Origin of the sequence: Pseudomonas sp. NY15364 (assembly GCF_048068235.1) — a bacterium.
In the GTDB taxonomy this organism is placed as follows: domain Bacteria; phylum Pseudomonadota; class Gammaproteobacteria; order Pseudomonadales; family Pseudomonadaceae; genus Aquipseudomonas; species Aquipseudomonas mendocina_D.
Map to the genome: position 1 here is coordinate 53,341 of NZ_JBLUPX010000018.1, position 16,395 is coordinate 69,735.

General features: G+C 60.4%; 15 protein-coding genes and 1 pseudogene. 13 read left to right on the forward strand and 3 right to left on the reverse strand.

Features of this window, described 5'->3' with window-relative positions:
* Positions 1-111 precede the first annotated feature (111 nt).
* Positions 112-1,365 carry an L-methionine/branched-chain amino acid transporter gene (yjeH, locus tag ACNFCJ_RS15730; RefSeq protein ID WP_416772336.1) on the reverse strand — a complete coding sequence of 418 codons (1,254 nt, stop codon included), beginning with the start codon at positions 1,363-1,365 and terminating at the stop codon, positions 112-114.
* Positions 1,366-1,488: 123 nt separating this feature from the next.
* On the opposite strand from yjeH, the gene ACNFCJ_RS15735 reads away from it, so the two are divergent.
* Both ACNFCJ_RS15735 and sbcD read left to right on the forward strand, forming a co-directional pair.
* The gene (locus tag ACNFCJ_RS15735) at positions 1,489-1,908 is read left to right on the forward strand and encodes an Lrp/AsnC family transcriptional regulator (protein WP_416772337.1); all 420 of its coding nucleotides are present in this window, start codon (positions 1,489-1,491) and stop codon (positions 1,906-1,908) included.
* A complete protein-coding gene (gene sbcD / locus ACNFCJ_RS15740; RefSeq protein WP_416772338.1) occupies positions 1,905-3,125 on the forward strand; it encodes an exonuclease subunit SbcD in 1,221 nt (406 codons plus the stop codon). The genes ACNFCJ_RS15735 and sbcD overlap by 4 nt, the downstream gene beginning before the upstream one ends.
* Positions 3,126-3,199: 74 nt before the next feature.
* Here the strand turns inward: sbcD and ACNFCJ_RS15745 are convergent.
* Positions 3,200-4,300 (reverse strand): annotated as a pseudogene (locus ACNFCJ_RS15745) (integron integrase).
* Positions 4,301-4,614: 314 nt separating this feature from the next.
* On the opposite strand from ACNFCJ_RS15745, the gene ACNFCJ_RS15750 reads away from it, so the two are divergent.
* The 9 genes from ACNFCJ_RS15750 (at position 4,615) to ACNFCJ_RS15790 (ending at position 13,056) form a co-directional block, all read left to right on the forward strand.
* On the forward strand, positions 4,615-5,055 hold the full coding sequence (locus ACNFCJ_RS15750) for a hypothetical protein (protein ID WP_416772340.1): 441 nt from the start codon (positions 4,615-4,617) through the stop codon (positions 5,053-5,055).
* 124 nt (positions 5,056-5,179) lie between these two features.
* The gene (locus tag ACNFCJ_RS15755; protein ID WP_416772342.1) at positions 5,180-5,908 is read left to right on the forward strand and encodes a hypothetical protein; all 729 of its coding nucleotides are present in this window, start codon (positions 5,180-5,182) and stop codon (positions 5,906-5,908) included.
* 535 nt (positions 5,909-6,443) lie between these two features.
* On the forward strand, positions 6,444-6,719 hold the full coding sequence (locus ACNFCJ_RS15760; RefSeq protein WP_416772343.1) for a hypothetical protein: 276 nt from the start codon (positions 6,444-6,446) through the stop codon (positions 6,717-6,719).
* 81 nt (positions 6,720-6,800) lie between these two features.
* Complete coding sequence (locus tag ACNFCJ_RS15765) at positions 6,801-7,406, forward strand: N-methyl-D-aspartate receptor NMDAR2C subunit (RefSeq protein WP_416772345.1); 606 nt, start codon at positions 6,801-6,803, stop codon at positions 7,404-7,406.
* A gap of 87 nt (positions 7,407-7,493) precedes the next feature.
* On the forward strand, positions 7,494-7,976 hold the full coding sequence (locus ACNFCJ_RS15770; RefSeq protein WP_416772346.1) for a hypothetical protein: 483 nt from the start codon (positions 7,494-7,496) through the stop codon (positions 7,974-7,976).
* Positions 7,977-7,994: 18 nt separating this feature from the next.
* A complete protein-coding gene (locus tag ACNFCJ_RS15775; RefSeq protein WP_416772348.1) occupies positions 7,995-8,591 on the forward strand; it encodes a GGDEF domain-containing protein in 597 nt (198 codons plus the stop codon).
* 66 nt (positions 8,592-8,657) lie between these two features.
* The gene (locus ACNFCJ_RS15780) at positions 8,658-9,023 is read left to right on the forward strand and encodes a hypothetical protein (RefSeq protein WP_343349308.1); all 366 of its coding nucleotides are present in this window, start codon (positions 8,658-8,660) and stop codon (positions 9,021-9,023) included.
* Between the two features lie 53 nt (positions 9,024-9,076).
* Positions 9,077-12,511 carry an AAA family ATPase gene (locus tag ACNFCJ_RS15785; RefSeq protein ID WP_416772351.1) on the forward strand — a complete coding sequence of 1,145 codons (3,435 nt, stop codon included), beginning with the start codon at positions 9,077-9,079 and terminating at the stop codon, positions 12,509-12,511.
* 2 nt (positions 12,512-12,513) lie between these two features.
* On the forward strand, positions 12,514-13,056 hold the full coding sequence (locus ACNFCJ_RS15790; RefSeq protein WP_416772352.1) for a hydrolase: 543 nt from the start codon (positions 12,514-12,516) through the stop codon (positions 13,054-13,056).
* A 105-nt stretch (positions 13,057-13,161) separates the two neighbouring features.
* On the opposite strand, the gene ACNFCJ_RS15795 is transcribed toward ACNFCJ_RS15790, so the two are convergent.
* On the reverse strand, positions 13,162-13,950 hold the full coding sequence (locus ACNFCJ_RS15795; protein WP_416772353.1) for a substrate-binding periplasmic protein: 789 nt from the start codon (positions 13,948-13,950) through the stop codon (positions 13,162-13,164).
* A 256-nt stretch (positions 13,951-14,206) separates the two neighbouring features.
* On the opposite strand from ACNFCJ_RS15795, the gene ACNFCJ_RS15800 reads away from it, so the two are divergent.
* Together ACNFCJ_RS15800 and ACNFCJ_RS15805 are read left to right on the forward strand one after the other, a co-directional pair.
* Positions 14,207-14,980: a substrate-binding periplasmic protein gene (locus tag ACNFCJ_RS15800; RefSeq protein WP_416772355.1), complete on the forward strand. Its 774-nt coding sequence runs from the start codon at positions 14,207-14,209 to the stop codon at positions 14,978-14,980.
* A 95-nt stretch (positions 14,981-15,075) separates the two neighbouring features.
* Positions 15,076-16,320, forward strand: a complete 1,245-nt coding sequence (locus ACNFCJ_RS15805) for an SLC13 family permease (protein ID WP_416772357.1) — start codon at positions 15,076-15,078, stop codon at positions 16,318-16,320.
* Positions 16,321-16,395 lie beyond the last annotated feature (75 nt).

The following is a 16,395-nucleotide window of genomic DNA, read 5'->3' on the forward strand; positions in this document are numbered from 1 at the left end:
GGGGCTTCCTTTCAGCGAGTTCAGGGTAAGGATAGAACCCCATGCGGCTCACGGTCACCCTGGAGGGTGGATGACACTCTTTCATCCACCATCAGGTTCGCGATGGATCAATTACGCCAGCGCCTTGTGCCTTGCACGCAGATGAGTGAACAGCAGCAACACCCCTAGCAGCGCCACTGCATACAGCGCATCGCCGCCAAGCATCAGCAGCACCCCGGTGCAGAGCAGTGCACTGAGACCGGCAAGCAGGCGCCAGACGCCACTGAGCAGCACCCAGCCAGCGGCCATGCTCAGCAGGTAGATCAGCACGAAGTTGCCGTTGGCATAGCGGATCAGATCGTCCACCGACAGGTTCAAGGTGGCCGAGAGCATGGCGCACAGCGCGCAGCTGATCACCACCAGCAGCAAGGCTTTGCCGGGTACACCATGGCGGTTGCGCACGGCCAGCCTGGCCGGCAGACGGCCTTCATCGGCCTGGCTCCAGATCAGCCGGGCGAAGCCCTGGATGTACACGTTCATCGAGGCGAAGCAGGCCAGGTAACCGAGCACCGCGACCAGCACGCGTGCGTGCTCCCCCAGCAGCTGTTCAAACAGACGGGGCAGGGCGGTAATGTCGCTGTGCACGTCGCCGTAAGTGGCAAAGCTCAGCACCGCGACCGAGCAGGCCCAGTACACCAGGCCGGCCAGTACCACGCCGAGCAATAGCGCCAGCGGGAAGTCGCGCTCGGGGTGTTTGAACTCCTCGCCCAGGTGGGTGAAGGCCTCGATGCCGACGAAACACCAGAACATCACCCCCAGCGCCGTCGGCAGCAGGTGCCACTGGCCGTCCATCGCCGGCAGCAACGGCTGGCTGGCGCGCGGCAGGTCGCCGACCCACCAGATCAGCGCCACGCTGGCGACGATGGCTACAGCGATCAGCCCCTGCAGGATGCCCGATGCTTTCGGTGGGCGCTGACCAAGCAGGAGAATGGCGCCCAGCGTCGCCAGTTCGATGAGCAGCAGGCCGCTGCGATCGAGGTCGAACAGCGCCAGCCAGAAACCGCTGGCGATATGCAGCGCAGCGGGCAGACCGACCGGCAGCACAGCGAGAAACAGCAGGGCGCTGACCCCCTCCATGCGCAGGCCGAAGGCGCGGCCGATCAGATGCGGCGCGCCGCCGGCATGAGGGAAGCGCTTGCCCAACTGGGCGAAGGTGAACGCCACCGGCAGCACCAGGGCAATCAAAATCATCCATGCCCACAGCGACGCTTCGCCGGCTGCCGTGGCCGCCAGTGCCGGCACCACGAAGATGCCGGTGCCGAGCAGCGAGGTGCTGAGCAGGGCGATGCCCTGCAGCAGGCCCAATTCCTTGTTCAATCGACTCATGGGGTATGCTCATCATTTTCCAGATACCGCCATGGTAGGGCGCCGGCCAGTTGCAGGCTGTCGCCTTTTGCCGACGAAATGGCGGTTTTCACCGTCAATCCGATTACCGCCCGAGAAGCCCCAGTGGACAAGTTCGATCGCCAGATCCTCACTCTGCTGCGCAGCGATGCGCGCACCTCCGTCAGTCAGATCGCCCGTGAGATCAATCTGTCACGTTCGGCGGTAAGCGAGCGGATTCGCTATCTGGAGGAGAGCGGGGTGATTCGTGTTTATCACGCGCAGGTCGCGGTGCCGGGCGAAGGTGGAGTCAGAGCTTATCTCGAGCTTTTCTACCAAAACGCCCGTTGTCAGGATTACGTCGAGCGTATGCGCGAATACCCGGAAATCCGCCATTGCAGTGGCATCAGCGGCGAGACCGACATGCTGGTACTGGTCGAGGCGCCGAGCATGGCGCGCCTGAGCGAAGTGCGCGCGGCCATCGAGGACTTCCCGCAAATGCAGCGGGTCAAGACTCATGTCGTCGTACAGGACTGGCCGCTATGAGCTTGCGCATCCTGCACACCTCCGACTGGCACCTGGGCCAGCATTTCATGGGCAAGACTCGGCAGGCCGAGCACCAGGCCTTCTGCGCCTGGCTGCTGGAGCAGGTGCGCGTGCACGACGTGGACGTGCTGTTGATCGCCGGTGATGTGTTCGACACCGGCGCACCGCCCAGTTACGCCCGCGAGCAGTACTACCGGCTGGTGGTGGAGTTGCGCGACGCCGGCTGCGCCCTGGTGGTACTCGGCGGCAACCACGACTCGCCGGCCATGCTCGGTGAAAGCCGCAGCCTGCTGGGGCAACTGGGCACCCAGGTGGTGCCGAGCGTGGGCGTCGACCTGGCTGAACAGGTACTGGTACTCAATGATCGTACTGGCCAGCCGGGCGCCATTCTCTGCGCCATTCCCTTCATCCGCCCGCGCGACGTGCTGGCCAGCCAGGCGGGGCAGAGCGCACAGGACAAACAACAGTCGCTGCAGCAAGCCATCGCCGAGCATTACCGGGCACTGTACGAGCTGGCGGCGAGCAAGCGTGACGAGCTGGGCCTGACGCTACCGATCATCGCTACCGGTCACCTCACCACGGTTGGCGCCAGCGCCAGCGAATCGGTGCGCGAGATTTACGTCGGCAGCCTGGAAGCCTTCCCCACCAGCGCCTTCCCGCCGGCGGACTACATCGCCCTTGGCCATATCCACCGCCCGCAGAAGGTCGGCGGCCTGGAGCATATCCGCTACAGCGGCTCGCCGATTGCCCTGTCCTTCGACGAGGCGCGCCAGCAGAAGGAAGTCCTGCTGCTGACGTTCGAAGGCGCCACCCTGCAGTCGATCACGCCACTGCCCGTGCCGGTGTTCCAGCCCATGGCCAGCTTGCGCGGCTCGCTCAAGGAGCTGGCAGGCTCCATCACCGAGGCAGCTGCACAGGGCAAAGCCGAGCGGCCCGTATGGCTGGAAGTGCAAGTGAGCACCGACGACTACCTGAGCGACCTGCAAAGCCGGATCAATGCCCTGTGCGAAGGGCATCCCGTGGAAGTGCTGCGTATCCGCCGCGAGCGCGGCAACGCCATGGCTAGCCTGGCCAGCGAAGCACGGGAAACGTTGGACGAGCTGAGTGTGGAGGACGTCTTCGCCCGCCGCCTGCAGCAGGAAACATTGGAAGAAGAGGATGCCCTGCGTTTGCAGGGGTTGTATCGGCAGGTGCTGGAGGCGCTGCCCAAGGCTTAGCGGCACAGGCCTCCGTAGCCCGGATGCAATTCGGGGATGGCGGTCGTGACAACCCAGCCAAGAGCTTGCTGCGCTCACCCCAGCGGGCTGACTACACCGGCAAACCCCTGGCCCAGCACATGCGTATAAATCTGCGTCGTACGTATATCCGCATGCCCCAGTAGCGTCTGCACTGTGCGAATGTCACTCCCCCGACGCAGTAACTCGGTGGCGAAACTGTGGCGAAAGCTATGGCAACTGGCAGGCTTGTGCAGATTGGATTGCCGGACGGCATGTCTGACAGCTTTCTGAATGGCACTGACATGAAGGTGATGACGAACTATCTGCCCGTCCTCATCCGTGCAAAGTCCGGTCGACGGGAACAGCCACTGCCACTCGAATGAACATCCCGCCTTGGGGTATTTGCGACGTAGCGCAAATGGCAGGCTGACGGGCGCGTGATAAAAGCTGTCCCGCTGCTTCCAGGCGCGAAACATACGCTCTCTGCGCTCCAGCAGCTGTGTGATCAGAGGCGCCGGCAGAAGTGTCGTTCGGTCTTTGGCGCCTTTGCCGTCGTGAATGGTGATGATCTGCTTATCGAAATCCACATCCTTGATACGCAAACGTGCAGCTTCCACCACTCGCAAGCCGGCGCCATACATCAGCGAAGCCAGTAGCTGATGCGGTTGGCTGGTAATGAGCGCCGTGGCTTCCTCATGCGTAAGTACGCAGGGAATACGCGCTGAGCGTTTTGCGCGCACCACCTCACCCACTTGCCCGAGCGGTTGTTGCAAGACCTTGTCGTATAGGAAAACCAGCGAATTGAGTGCCAGATTCTGGGTGGCGGCAGCCACCTGACGCTCAACTGCCAACCAAGTGAGAAAAGCATTGACCTCGGTAGGGCACTGCTAAAAACGTAGGCGAGGCAGTCAGCACAAGGCAAAAACGAGCGAAAAAGCGGAGTTTACGAGTTGTAAATGAGCATTTTGAGCCTGTTTTTAACGCAGTGATGGCAACGCAGGTAGTTTTTAGAGGTGTCCTACAGCGCCAAGCTCCATTGGATGGTGCAGTTTATGGAAACGGATGAAATAGCGAATCCAGTACCAGTAGGATTTTTCTGTCCGGATGCTGTAATGATGCAAGCGCATCACCGCCCTGAACTGCTCCTGCAGGCGAGGTTTGCTGGAGTTTTCCATGGCCGACTCCTTGGCTGTGTTTTTGTACAGTAGTAATGGTAGGGCAAAAAGAGGAAGTCAAGCGAATACATCCAGACATCAGGGGCTGGCCGGTAATGCCATGATTTGAAAAGAATTTTTCCAGGGCGGCGATGACGATAATGCGGAGTTAGATGGAAGGCTCTACTATCGGATTAGTACCGCCTTCCATCTAATCACTGTTAGGCTTTAATCAAGTGGCGTATCCATGCAGTATGCGTCAGCCTGCAACAGCATAAGATTCCACGACAGCACGCTGCCTTCAGACATATAACAACTTATTGACGGTAAAAATTATGGCATTAGTTAAGTGCAAGGAATGCAGGACGTTGGTTAGCTCAACAGCAAAAATCTGCCCAAGTTGCGGAGTAAAAAAACCAAGTCAAGCTGCGACCCCAAAAACGCGCATGGCAGTAGTTTTAGGCGGTGTTATTTTCGCTGCTGTAGCTATGCAATTTATGAAGTCTAACAGCACACCGCAATCACAGCCGCAAGCACAAAAACCCAAGGAATGTTCTAGCAGTCCTTTTGAAGCATTTGAAACTGGGAAAATCTACATCTCAGGAGAGCTATCGTCGCTCGTAGATAAAACATGCCCAACATCTAGGTGGTCTCCCGATCAGACAGTAACAGTCTACTGGAAAAGCAAAGCCTATCAATTGACCACAGTTAAGCTTCCATACGACGGAACAGAAGCCAAATACAAGCTCACATCAGTAAAACAACTAACCCCGTAGTCACCACAGTTTCCGGCGTAATTCCGTGGTACAGCCTAACAATAGGTTCAAACCGTTCGCTTCGCTCACTGGGGCGGGCTAAAGCCGCCTCTTAACCAAACATTATACGCACTGAGACTTATCCGTGGACTTGAAAACATTTACCTTAAGAGCCATAGAGATAATAAAAGGCACTCTCATAGGCAAGGTAATTTTGGCCTTAATTGCTGGCGGCCTAAGCTTACTCGGGGCCGCCCCTTATTTTGACAAATATATATCTGGGATTTTGAACGAATACTTATCCATCGAGACGTCAGATCCCTCCACCCCGATAGGCATATCCCTAATAGCCGTTGCCGTCCTTTTGGCCATATGGGAGCGTAAAAACCAGATCACCATCGAAACTCAAAGATTAAGAATAAGCTCTAGTAAAGCGCAAAAACCTATAATTGATCTTTGCAGCAGGGGAATATCGGTTAAGGAAATTGAGCCTCAAAAGATATTTTTCGACATCCCCTATTGCTCTGGAAAAAATGCCAGTGCCTACAATGTAAAGCTAGATAACGCAGTTATCACCCCGATTGAAGGAAACCTAACTTACACTTCCAGCTTCGGCGATTTCTTTCCTGAAAACATAACCCTTTCATATGAAACAGGAAAGTCCATGCATTACTCGCTGCACCCATTTTCACTAGAAAAAGCCTTAAGCTCTTACATTGTTGTAAAAGGGACATACAGCGACGCCGACGACAACACTTACAATGTCTTTGACATATTTAAATTCAGCGAGCCAACCAATAGCTGGGTTCGCGCACTAGGCAATGAATATTTGAGAGTTAGAAGATTTATCCAAGACACTGTCAAATGCGTATAACAAATGGTTCAAATCGCTCGCTCCGCTCACTGGGACCGGCTAAAGCCGGCCCCTTAACCAAACGTTATCCTATGACCAAACTAATAAAAAAATCCGCTGTTATCGTTCTGCTAGCAAGCCTGGCAGGATGTAGCACCAACCAGCCTGCTAGTGATTTCAATAACGCAAAACAAAATTTAGCCGATATAAAAAGCTACTTTCTAAACTAGAAGCTGGCGGCTACTCCTGCGCGGAGTCAGACATGAAAGAAAATGAGGCGCAATACTTTTCTCAAAAGAATCTGGACGCTCAGAAGTACACATGTACAAGATCTAAAAACAGGCTACTTTGCGTAGATTACTTATTCATAGATGTTTTTTCTGTCAATGACGAAGTCGTAGGTGGTAACGGGCAGGTAGCGCCGCAGTGTCCATAACTAAAAACTAAAGCATGGTTCAGGTCGCTCGCTTCGCTTACTGGTGCGGGCTAAAGCCCACTCCTTAACCAAGCACTATATGTATTTGGTGTTTTTACTCAGCTATAAGTAGATCTTGAAATGAAAAAGAAAGTAAAACGATCAAGAGTGCTGCGGGCCTTTAATTCGCTTTGCGCGGCCCTGCTTATAGGTTCTGCAATTTACATCATGGCTATGGGTTTCAGCGCCGTTGCCATGGCTGCCATGGCTATCTCCGTTGCTGGAGCTGCTGTACTTCCTGTTCAGAGCAGCGAGGGAGTTCTGGAGGCGATAACCGGCATCGTTGAAGCGATGGTCGACGGAGTCCTAGCAGTTATCGAAGCTATAACGAGTGCGATCGCTAGCTTGTTCAGTTAGAAATGGAGCCGCTAGTTCAAACCAGCTCGCTGGTTCCGGCTAAAGCCCAGCCCTTAACCAATACGCTATCGAGCCTCTAAAATGACTCCTCTGCCATCATCCTGGGCCAGTGCCTGGTCAGACCTTGGCCTACAGCCTCCGTCAGGTCTGTTCGAGCAGCTCGTTCGTGCCTATGAGGAGCCGCAGCGGCACTATCATTCGCTGCAACACCTGCGCGAATGCCTGGTGCATTTCGAGCAGGCGCGGCATCTGGCGCAGCAGCCGGGGGAGGTGGCCATCGCGCTCTGGTTCCATGACGCCATCTACGACGTGCGCGGCAAGGATAACGAGCGCCTGAGCGCAGATTGGGCCATCCGGGTGCTTGCGAGCTGTCACGCCTGCCAGGTGACGTTGGCGAGGGTCGAGCAACTGATCATGGTCACCCGGCATGATGCGACGCCGAGCGAGCCGGATGAGCAGTTGTTGGTGGATATCGACCTGGCCATTCTCGGCGCCACGCCGGAGCGTTTCGCCGAATACGACGCTCAGGTGCGCGCCGAGTACGCCTGGGTGCCGGGCTTCGTCTACCGCATGAAGCGGCGCAGCGTTCTCCAGTCATTTCTTGCGCGCCCAACCATCTACAGCACGGATCATTTCAGGGCGCGCCATGAGGCGCAGGCGCGGAACAATCTGGCCGGCGTGGTTTGAAGGCGACTCAATAGCGGGGTCCACATCGCATTCTGCGCAACAAGCGTTCTATGCTGTGAATGGTGGCGTTTCGACAGGGGAGCGAAAGTGCCGTTGTTCAATGCCTTGCTGCGTGCGCTTGACCCTTTGCATGGAGTGCCAGAGGCGACTCGGCAGGCGTTCGCCTGCTGGTACCTGCAGGCGAAGATTCCGCAGATCCGCTACGTGGCGTTCCTTACCACCGGGTTGTATCTGATCTATGCCGCCATCGAGCAGAACGTCGAGACCGATCAGTCCGTCGCGCGGCTGATCTGTCATGCGTTGTTGGTGCCAGCGGCGTTGCTGAGCATCGGCTTGCTGAGTTTCCAACCCAAGCGACAGCCCTTGATGCTGGGGTTACTTACCGCCGCTCCAATCTTCTCGGTAATGGCCAACCTCTACTTCAACTTCGGTTCGCCGCGCTTTGCTTTCTACGCGCCGGAGATTTACCTCAACCTGATGTGGACCTTCGCCATCTCCGGTCTCACGCTGAAGCGCGCGATGCTCACGTCGTTGGTTTCGCTGGCGGCGATCCTGCTGGTCACGCTGTAGCACTCGCTGACGCCCGGCATGCAGCGCCTGCACCTGGTCTGGATTCTGGCGTCGTTCTCCTTCGGTCTGCTCAGTGCCTTTCTGCTGGAAAAGGCGCACAAACGTATGTTCTTGCACCAGGACAGCCTGGCCTTGAGCGCCAGCATCGATAGTCTGACCGGCCTGTGGAATCGCGCGCGCACCTTGCATTTTCTGATCGAGGAGGTGGCGCGAGCCAATCGCTACGGCACGCCGTTCTCGGTGGTGCTGATCGACATCGACCACTTCAAGAGCGTCAACGACACCCATGGCCATGCCGTGGGCGACAGCGTGCTGAGGCAGTTTGCCGGGTTGTTGCGCGACGGCGTGCGAGTCATGGACAAGGTCGGCCGGCTCGGCGGCGAGGAGTTTCTGATCATCCTGCCGGAGAACGATGCGGCGCACGCCGAGCGCGCCATGCAGGCTCTGCAGAAGCGCATCAGCGCTTTCGCCTTCGACCGTGTACAACGCAAGAGCGCCAGTTTCGGCATTGCCGAATATCGCCCTGGCGAGAGCCTGGACAGCCTGATGGAGCGTGCGGACCAGGCGATGTACCTCGCCAAGGCCAATGGCCGCGACCGTATCGAGATACTGTGAACTCGGCCCGAACCGCGCATGAGCGGTTGGGGTCGAAATCGCTACACCCTTCCAGTGGAGAGCGTCATGCAAAGAGCGGCACATTTTCTTCTCGCGGCTGCGGCCATTCCCCTGTTGTTGGCCGGCTGCGCGACATCTTCCAGCGAGCAGGATGCCAAGGTGACCGAGCAATGGTTGGGGCGCTGGACCGGGCCAGAGGGTACTTACCTGGATATCAGCGGCACGCCGGCTGACTACCGCCTGACCATCGCCAATCTTGACGGCCCGCGACGGTTTGTTGGTCGTGCGCAGGGCGCGAAGATCGTCTTCGTGCGCGATGGCGTGGTGGAAAGCGTCAGCGCTACCGACGGTGAAGCCACCGGCATGAAGTGGCTGCTGGACAAGCAGAACTGCCTGACTGTGCGCAGCGGTGAGGGTTATTGCCGCGACTGAATCGCTACCGGGATATGCCAGAATGACGGCCTTCAACGGCTTATGACCTGTGCATGAAAATCCTCAGCCTGCGCCTCAAGAACCTCAACTCCCTCAAGGGTGAATGGAAGATCGACTTCGCTGCCGAGCCTTTCGCCGGTAGCGGTCTGTTCGCCATCACCGGGCCAACCGGGGCGGGCAAGACCACCTTGCTCGACGCCATCTGCCTGGCGCTGTACCACCGCACACCGCGTATGAGCACGCTGTCGGCCAGCGGTAATGAGCTGATGACGCGGCACACCGCCGATTGCCTGGCCGAAGTCGAGTTCGAGGTTAAAGGGCAGGGCTACCGCGCCTTCTGGAGCCAGCGCCGCGCGCGGGACAAGGTCGACGGTGCGTTGCAGGCGCCCAAGGTCGAGCTGGCGCGTATCGCCGATGGTGAAATTCTCACCGACAAGATTCGCGAGAAGGAAAGCCTGACTGCCGAGCTGACCGGCCTGGATTTCGAGCGTTTCACCAAGTCGATGCTGCTCGCTCAGGGCGGCTTCGCGGCGTTTCTCGAGGCCAATGCCAACCAGCGCGCCGAACTGCTGGAGGAACTGACCGGTACCGAGGTTTACGGGCAGATATCCCAGCAGGTCTACGAGCGCACCAAGGCCGCCGAACAGGCGCTGGGCCTGCTGAAAAGCCGCGCCCAGGGCATGGAGCTGCTGGACGAGGCGCAGCGTGCCGAATTGCAGGCCGAAGCCGAGCGCCTGGCGCAGGAACAGGCCCCGTTGCAGGCTGAGCAACAAACGCTGCTGGCCGGGCAGCGCTGGCGTGAGGCGTTGCAGCGAGCCGAGCAACAAGCCGGCGGGGCAGTGCAAGGACTGGAGCAGGCCCTGCAACGTCAGGCTGCTGCGGCCGATGACTTACAGCGTCTGGCCGCCAGTGAGCCGGCAGCGCGTTTACAACCGCTGCACCAAGCCTGGCAGCAGGCGCAGCACGACAGTCAGCAGGCCGAGCACGGTCTGTTCGCACTGCGTGAGCAGATGCAAATGTGTGCCGAGCGTGAACGGCAGGCGCTGTGGCAGGCCAGCCATCATGCGGGGCACTGGCGTGAGCAGCGGCACGTCGCGTTGACGCAGGCGCAGCACCAGCATGCCGATGTGCAGGCCTGGCTGAGCGAGCGCAGTTCGCATGCGCGCCTGGGTGAGTTGCTCAGTGGCTGGGACGAGCGCTTCACGCAACGTGCCAAGGCTGAGCAGGCACTGCAGACAGCGCAAACGCGCCTAAGCGACTCCGCTGCACAACTGACGGCCTTGCAACGCCAGCGTGACGAGCAGGGTGTGCGTCTGACAACGCTGCAACAGCAGGTGCAGCAAACGCGCGACGCCGAGGGGCAGCAGCAGGGCGCCTTGCAGGCTCTGCTGGGTGATGCCGGTGAGGCGGGCTTGCGTCAGGACTGGCAGCGCCAGCAAACGCGCAGCCGGGTGTTTGACCGCCTGCAACAACTGGCGCAGAACCGTGAGGCCTTGGCCATACAACTGGCCGAGCTGCCGCCGCGCCTGGCTGAGCTGCAGCGCCGACAGGCGCACAAGAACACCGAGATCAACGCCCTGCGCGAGCGTTACAAGGCACTCAAGCAGCAGGTCGCTGACAAGGAAAAGCTGCTGGAGCAGGAAAAACGCATTCAGGATCTGGAGGCCTATCGCGCCCGCCTGCAACCGGGCGACGCCTGCCCGCTGTGCGGCTCGCACGAGCATCCGGCGATCAGCCAGTACCAGGCGCTGAACGTCTCCGCCACCGAGCAGGCGCTGGTGCAGTGCCGCAGTGAGTTGGCCGAGCTGGAGAGCCAGGGCGCCAACCTGCGTGATGAGCTGACCCGTCTCGCCGCGCAGATCGAGCAGGTGCAGCAACAACAAGCTCAAGCCGAGGCGCAATTGCTGCCGCTGGATCAGCAGTGGCAGCAGCAACTCAGCGAACATGACATCCGCCTGCAGGACGTCGCCGAGCTGACAGGTGTGCAACAGCAGCACGAGCAGGAATTGGCTGCGCTCCAGGCGCGCCTGGAAGCGGCGCAGGCACAGCAGACCGAGTTGCAGCGCTTGCGCGAGTTGCGCGAAAGCGCTGAGCGCGAGCAGGCCGATGCCGAGCGGCAGCAGGCAATACTCAGTCGCGATCTGGATAACACCCAGGTGCGTCTGACCGAGCAACAGGCGCATCTGAGCGCGCTGCAGACTGAACTAGCGCAGCAGGCCCAGGAACTGCTTGCCAGCCTGCAGGGCTTCGCCAGCGAGCTGCCGGCCGACGGCTCAGGCTGGTTGATGCAGCAGAAAGCCGCCTGGCACGCTTGGCAACAGACGCAGGCGCGTGAGCAGCAGTTGCTCGAACTCACGCGCGAGGCGCAACGACAACTGGACGAAGCTCAGACGCAGGCCGAGCACTGGCAGCTGCGTTGGCAGGACGCAGGTGCGCCGGGTCTGGCGACCCCGGAACCGCCAGCCGATCCGCAGCAGGCCCTACGTGAATCCGCCGAGTGGTTGGCCGCGACCCTGCGTGAACGCGATGGCCTCGCCGGCAGCGAGCAAGCCCAGGAGGCCTTGCTGGCGCGTGAGCAACAACGTCTGCAAAGCTGTCAGCAGGCTTGGCAACAGGCGCTGCTGAGCAGTCCTTTCGCCGATCAGACGGCGTTCGAAACGGCACTGTTGAGTGAGGATGAACGCCTGCGCTTGGTGCAACTCAAGGCGGATCTCGAACGTGCGCACACCCAGGCTGCGACCCTGCTGGCGGCGGCTCAGGCCGAGGTGCAGCGCCTCTCGGCAGAAGCGCAAACCGCCTTGAGCCCGGAGCAGTTGGCCGAGCAGCTCCAGACATTGCAGGAACGCTTGCGCGCCCTGAGCGAGCGTCAAGGTGAGCTGCGCGCGCAGTTGCAGGCCGACGAGGCGCGGCGCAGTAGCCAGCAGGCGCTGTTCGCCGAAATTAGTGCGCAGGAGAGCGAGCAGCGCCTGTGGCAACAGCTCAACGGCCTGATCGGCTCGGCCGACGGTGCCAAGTTCCGCAAGTTTGCCCAGGGCCTGACCCTCGATCACCTGATCCACCTGGCCAACCGCCAACTGACGCGCTTGCATGGACGCTATCAGTTGGCGCGCAAGGGCAGCGGCGAACTCGAGCTGGAAGTGCGCGACACCTGGCAGGCCGACGTGGCGCGCGATTGCCGCACGCTGTCCGGCGGCGAGAGTTTCCTGGTCAGCCTGGCGCTGGCGTTGGCACTGTCCGATCTGGTCAGCCACAAGACCAGTATCGACTCGTTGTTCCTCGATGAAGGTTTCGGCACCCTGGACGGCGAGACGCTGGAGGTGGCGCTCGATGCGTTGGACAACCTCAATGCCAGCGGCAAGACCATCGGCGTGATCAGTCACGTCGAGGCGATGAAGGAGCGTATTCCCGTGCAGTTGCGGGTGCACAAGGGCGTCGGTCTCGGTTACAGCCGGCTCGATGCGCGTTTTGCGGTGAAGGAAGGAGCGTAGTGATGCTGATGCGAGTGAAGGATTCCACCCTGCTGGTGATCGATCTGCAGGAGCGGCTGCTGCCAGCCATCGACGGTGGCGCGGCAGTGGTCGAGCAAGCCACCTGGCTGGTGCAAGTGGCGCAGCGCCTGCGCGTTCCGGTGATCGCCACCGAGCAGTATCCGAAGGGGCTGGGTTATACCGAGCCGGGCCTGCATGAGTTGCTGCCGGGCGATGGGTTGCGGGAGAAGATTCATTTTTCGGCAACCGCCGGGGCCGGGCTGTTCGACTTGCCCGGTGGCGAGCGCAGGCAGTTCGTCGTCTGCGGCACGGAAACTCATGTTTGCGTACTGCAGACGGTAATGGGCCTGCTGGCGGCCGGGCGTGAGGTATTCGTGGTCGACGAGGCGGTGGGATCGCGCCGGACACGCGACAAGGCCTTGGGGCTGGCGCGCATGGAACGTGCCGGCGCGGTGATCGTCTCGCGTGAGATGGTTGCCTTCGAGTGGCTGGAGCAGGCCGGCACCGAGCTGTTTCGCGAGGTCAGCAAGGGCTTTATTCGCTGATCATTGACTGCTCATTTTTGGTTCCCCGCCTTCGCGGGGATGACGACTGTCTGGAGTTCTCGTCATTCCCGCGCAGGCGGGAATCCAGGCGCCGAGTTTTTTCGGTTATGGCGCTGTATCTTCCTGCACGGGTTGGTAGTGGCCAGCTTGCAGGTCGTCGAAATACTTCTGGTAACGGCCGTCGTCGCGGAACTGTTGCAGGCGAGCGTTGAAGCGCTCGCGTAGCGCTTCGCTCTGCGCCAGGCGCTTGGGCAGCATCAGGTAACTGAGGTTGACCAGCAGCGGTTTGGGGTGGTGGGTGATGCGCTCGGCCTCGGCGCTGGAGAACTCGTTACGCAGCGCGGCGTAGCCGACGTTGAGCTCCTGCGGATAGAGCACCACGCGCTCCTTGAGCAGCTTCTCGAAGTTCTGCCGGTCGCTGGACACTCGTTCGATGCGCACCTTGCCTTCGGCGAGAAAGGCATCGAACGCCGGCCCGTAGCTATATTCCAGGCCGCCGCCGAGGGTCATGCCGCTGAGGTCGTCGAAGCGCTGCCAGTCGAACGGCTGGGTTTTCAGGTGGAAGAACACGAACTGTTCGTTGAGCAGTGGGGCGCTGAAGAGAAAGTCGGCCTCACGCTCGCTCTTGTGCATCCATACCGCGGTGGCGTCGAACCGGCCTGCGGCCGCTTCGGCGTAGGCGCGGGGCCAGGGCAGGAAGGTGAATTCGACACGGTAGCCTTCCTCGGCCAGCAGGTCGCGCAGCAGATGGGCCACTGGCCCCTGGTGTTCGAGTCTGGCTGACAGATAGGGCGGCCATTCGCCGGCGCTGATCCGTAGCAAAGGTGCCTCTGCAGCCCCAAGCGGGCTGCAGCAGAACAGGCTAAACAGCACAATCAACAGGCCGTGACGCATCTGTAGTCCTCGACGGCTTGGGCAACAGGATGATGGCACTTTAAGGGTTTTGCCCTGTTGATCCCAGTCATGCCGCTGGCTGCAAGGCAGTGCAATGATCGAAGTCTGGCGTCTGACCTGGTGAGCGCAAGCGTGCACCAAATTGCTGCAGACGACTCAGGGCGAATATGCCTATGCTTGGAGCAGGACAAGAAGTCGGTGACAAACCGCGGATCGAACGCCTGCTCTCAGGCGTTCCGGTGATGGAGTCTGGTTTTTGCACAAAACGCTGCATTACTGCCTGCTCTGGCTATTGGCCGGCACCTGCTACGGTGCCCAGCCAACCTTGACGTTCTGTCATGAAGATCAGAATGCCTACCCTTGGGTGATGACCGATGGCACCGGTCTCAACCTGGAGCTGCTCAATCTGGTGCAGCAGGCGCTGGCACTGCAGGTGGTTTACGTGGCAGTGCCGTGGAAGCGCTGTCTGTCGGGCATGCAGCAGGGCCTCTATGACGGCGCTTTCGCTGCCAGCGTCAAACCCGAGCGGCTACAGATGGGCCATTACCCCACCAATGCCGATGGCCGCCCGGATGCCGCCAGGCGTTTGCACACCTCGCGCTATACCCTATACCGCCGTATCGGTAGCGCGGTGTCCTGGGACGGCCAGCGTTTCAGCCAGGTGAATGGCCGGGTCGGCTCGCTCAGTGGCTTCTCCATTCGAGATCTGCTGCTGGCGCACGGGCTGGAGGTGGACGAATCGAGTCGCGATCCACTGGCGCTGTTGCAGATGCTGGTGCACGGTCGGGTCGAAGCCGTCGCCTTGCAGACCATGCGTGGCGATTTCGTCTTGCAGGCCAATCCGCAGTTGGCTCAGCGGGTGGAGAAACTGCCGGAGCTGCTCGAGGAAAAGCCCTATTACCTGATGCTGTCCAACGCGCTGTTGGCGCGTGACCCCGAGTTGGCCGAACGAATCTGGGCCGAGGTGCAGCGTCAGCGCGAGTCGCCGGCCTATCTGGGGCGGGTGGCGACTTACATGTCGCGGCCCTGAAACGCGCAAAAAACCATGCCGTGGCTATTCCCGCGCGGCACTGGCATGGCTAGAGTCCGCTGCTTCCAACCTGCATCCGTTTGGGTGAATCGCGCATGACCTTCGCTGCCTGGCTGACCCTCGGTCTTTTCGTTCTCACCTACCTGGGCATGGCCGCTGGTGGCGTTCGCGGCCTGCGCATCGATCGCAGCTGGATTGCCTGCTGCGCGGCAGTGCTGTTGCTGGTCAGCGGTGCGCTGAGCATGGAGGATGCGGCCCATCATCTCGACCCCGGCGCGTTGTTGCTGCTGTTGGCGTTGATGCTGATCTCGGCGCAGTTCGATTTTTCCGGGGTGTATGCCTGGCTCAACCGCTACCTGACCGAGCATGCCGAGCGCCCGGCTGTGCTGCTGATGGGCGTGGTGCTGCTGGGTGGCTTGCTCTCGGCGGTGCTGGTCAACGACATCGTCGCTTTCGCCCTGACGCCGCTGTTGTGTCGCAGCCTGCATCTGCGCGGGCTGGAGCCGCGGCCGTTTCTGCTGGCGCTGGCGTTGTCGTGCAACGCCGGCTCGGCAGCGAGCCTGATCGGCAACCCGCAGAACATTCTCATCGGCCAGGCCGGTGGTCTGGATTTCTGGGGGTATGTGGCCGTGGCTGGGCCACCGGCAGTGATCGCGATGGCCATCGTTTATGCGGTGATCTGGCTACAGTGGCGTCATCGCTGGGGTGAGTCCAGGCCGCTGACCGCGGACGATACGCCGGTCGAGCATATCTACGGCGCGCACAGCTATCTCAAACCGCTGCTGGCCAGCCTCGCGCTGCTGGCGCTGTTCGCCACGGCGCTGCCGCGCGAGCTATCGGCGTTGTTGATCGCTGTGGTGGTGATGGTGTCGCGGCGGGTGGACAGTCGCGACTACGTGAACAAGGTGGACTGGAACCTGCTGTTGCTGTTCGTCGGTTTGTTCCTGGTCAGCGGCGCCGCGCTGCAGTTGCCGCAAATGACGCAGGGAGCCACCTGGCTGGCCGAGCATGGTCTGTTGCCGCAGGGCGTGGTGTCACTGGCCACTGCATCGCTGGTGGCGGGCAATCTGATTGGCAACGTGCCCTTTGTGGTGTTGCTGCTGGGTCTGATGCCGGAGTTGTCGCATTCGGTGCTGATCGGTCTGGCGATCATGTCAACCCTGGCCGGCAACCTGCTGCTGATTGGTAGCGTGGTCAACCTGATCGTCGCCGAGGGGGCAAAGCGTCAGGGCGTCAGGCTTGGCTTCGTCGATTATGCGCGCAGCGGCGTACCGGTGACGCTGCTGAGCATGACAGTGGCCGGGCTCTGGCTGGTGTTGGGTGGCTGGTTGCCCTGGTAGGGAGATCGGTGTGCATGGCGCACCCTAAGGCCCAGCCCGGTATCAACCTTGCCTCCAGGTAGGGTGCGCTGTGCG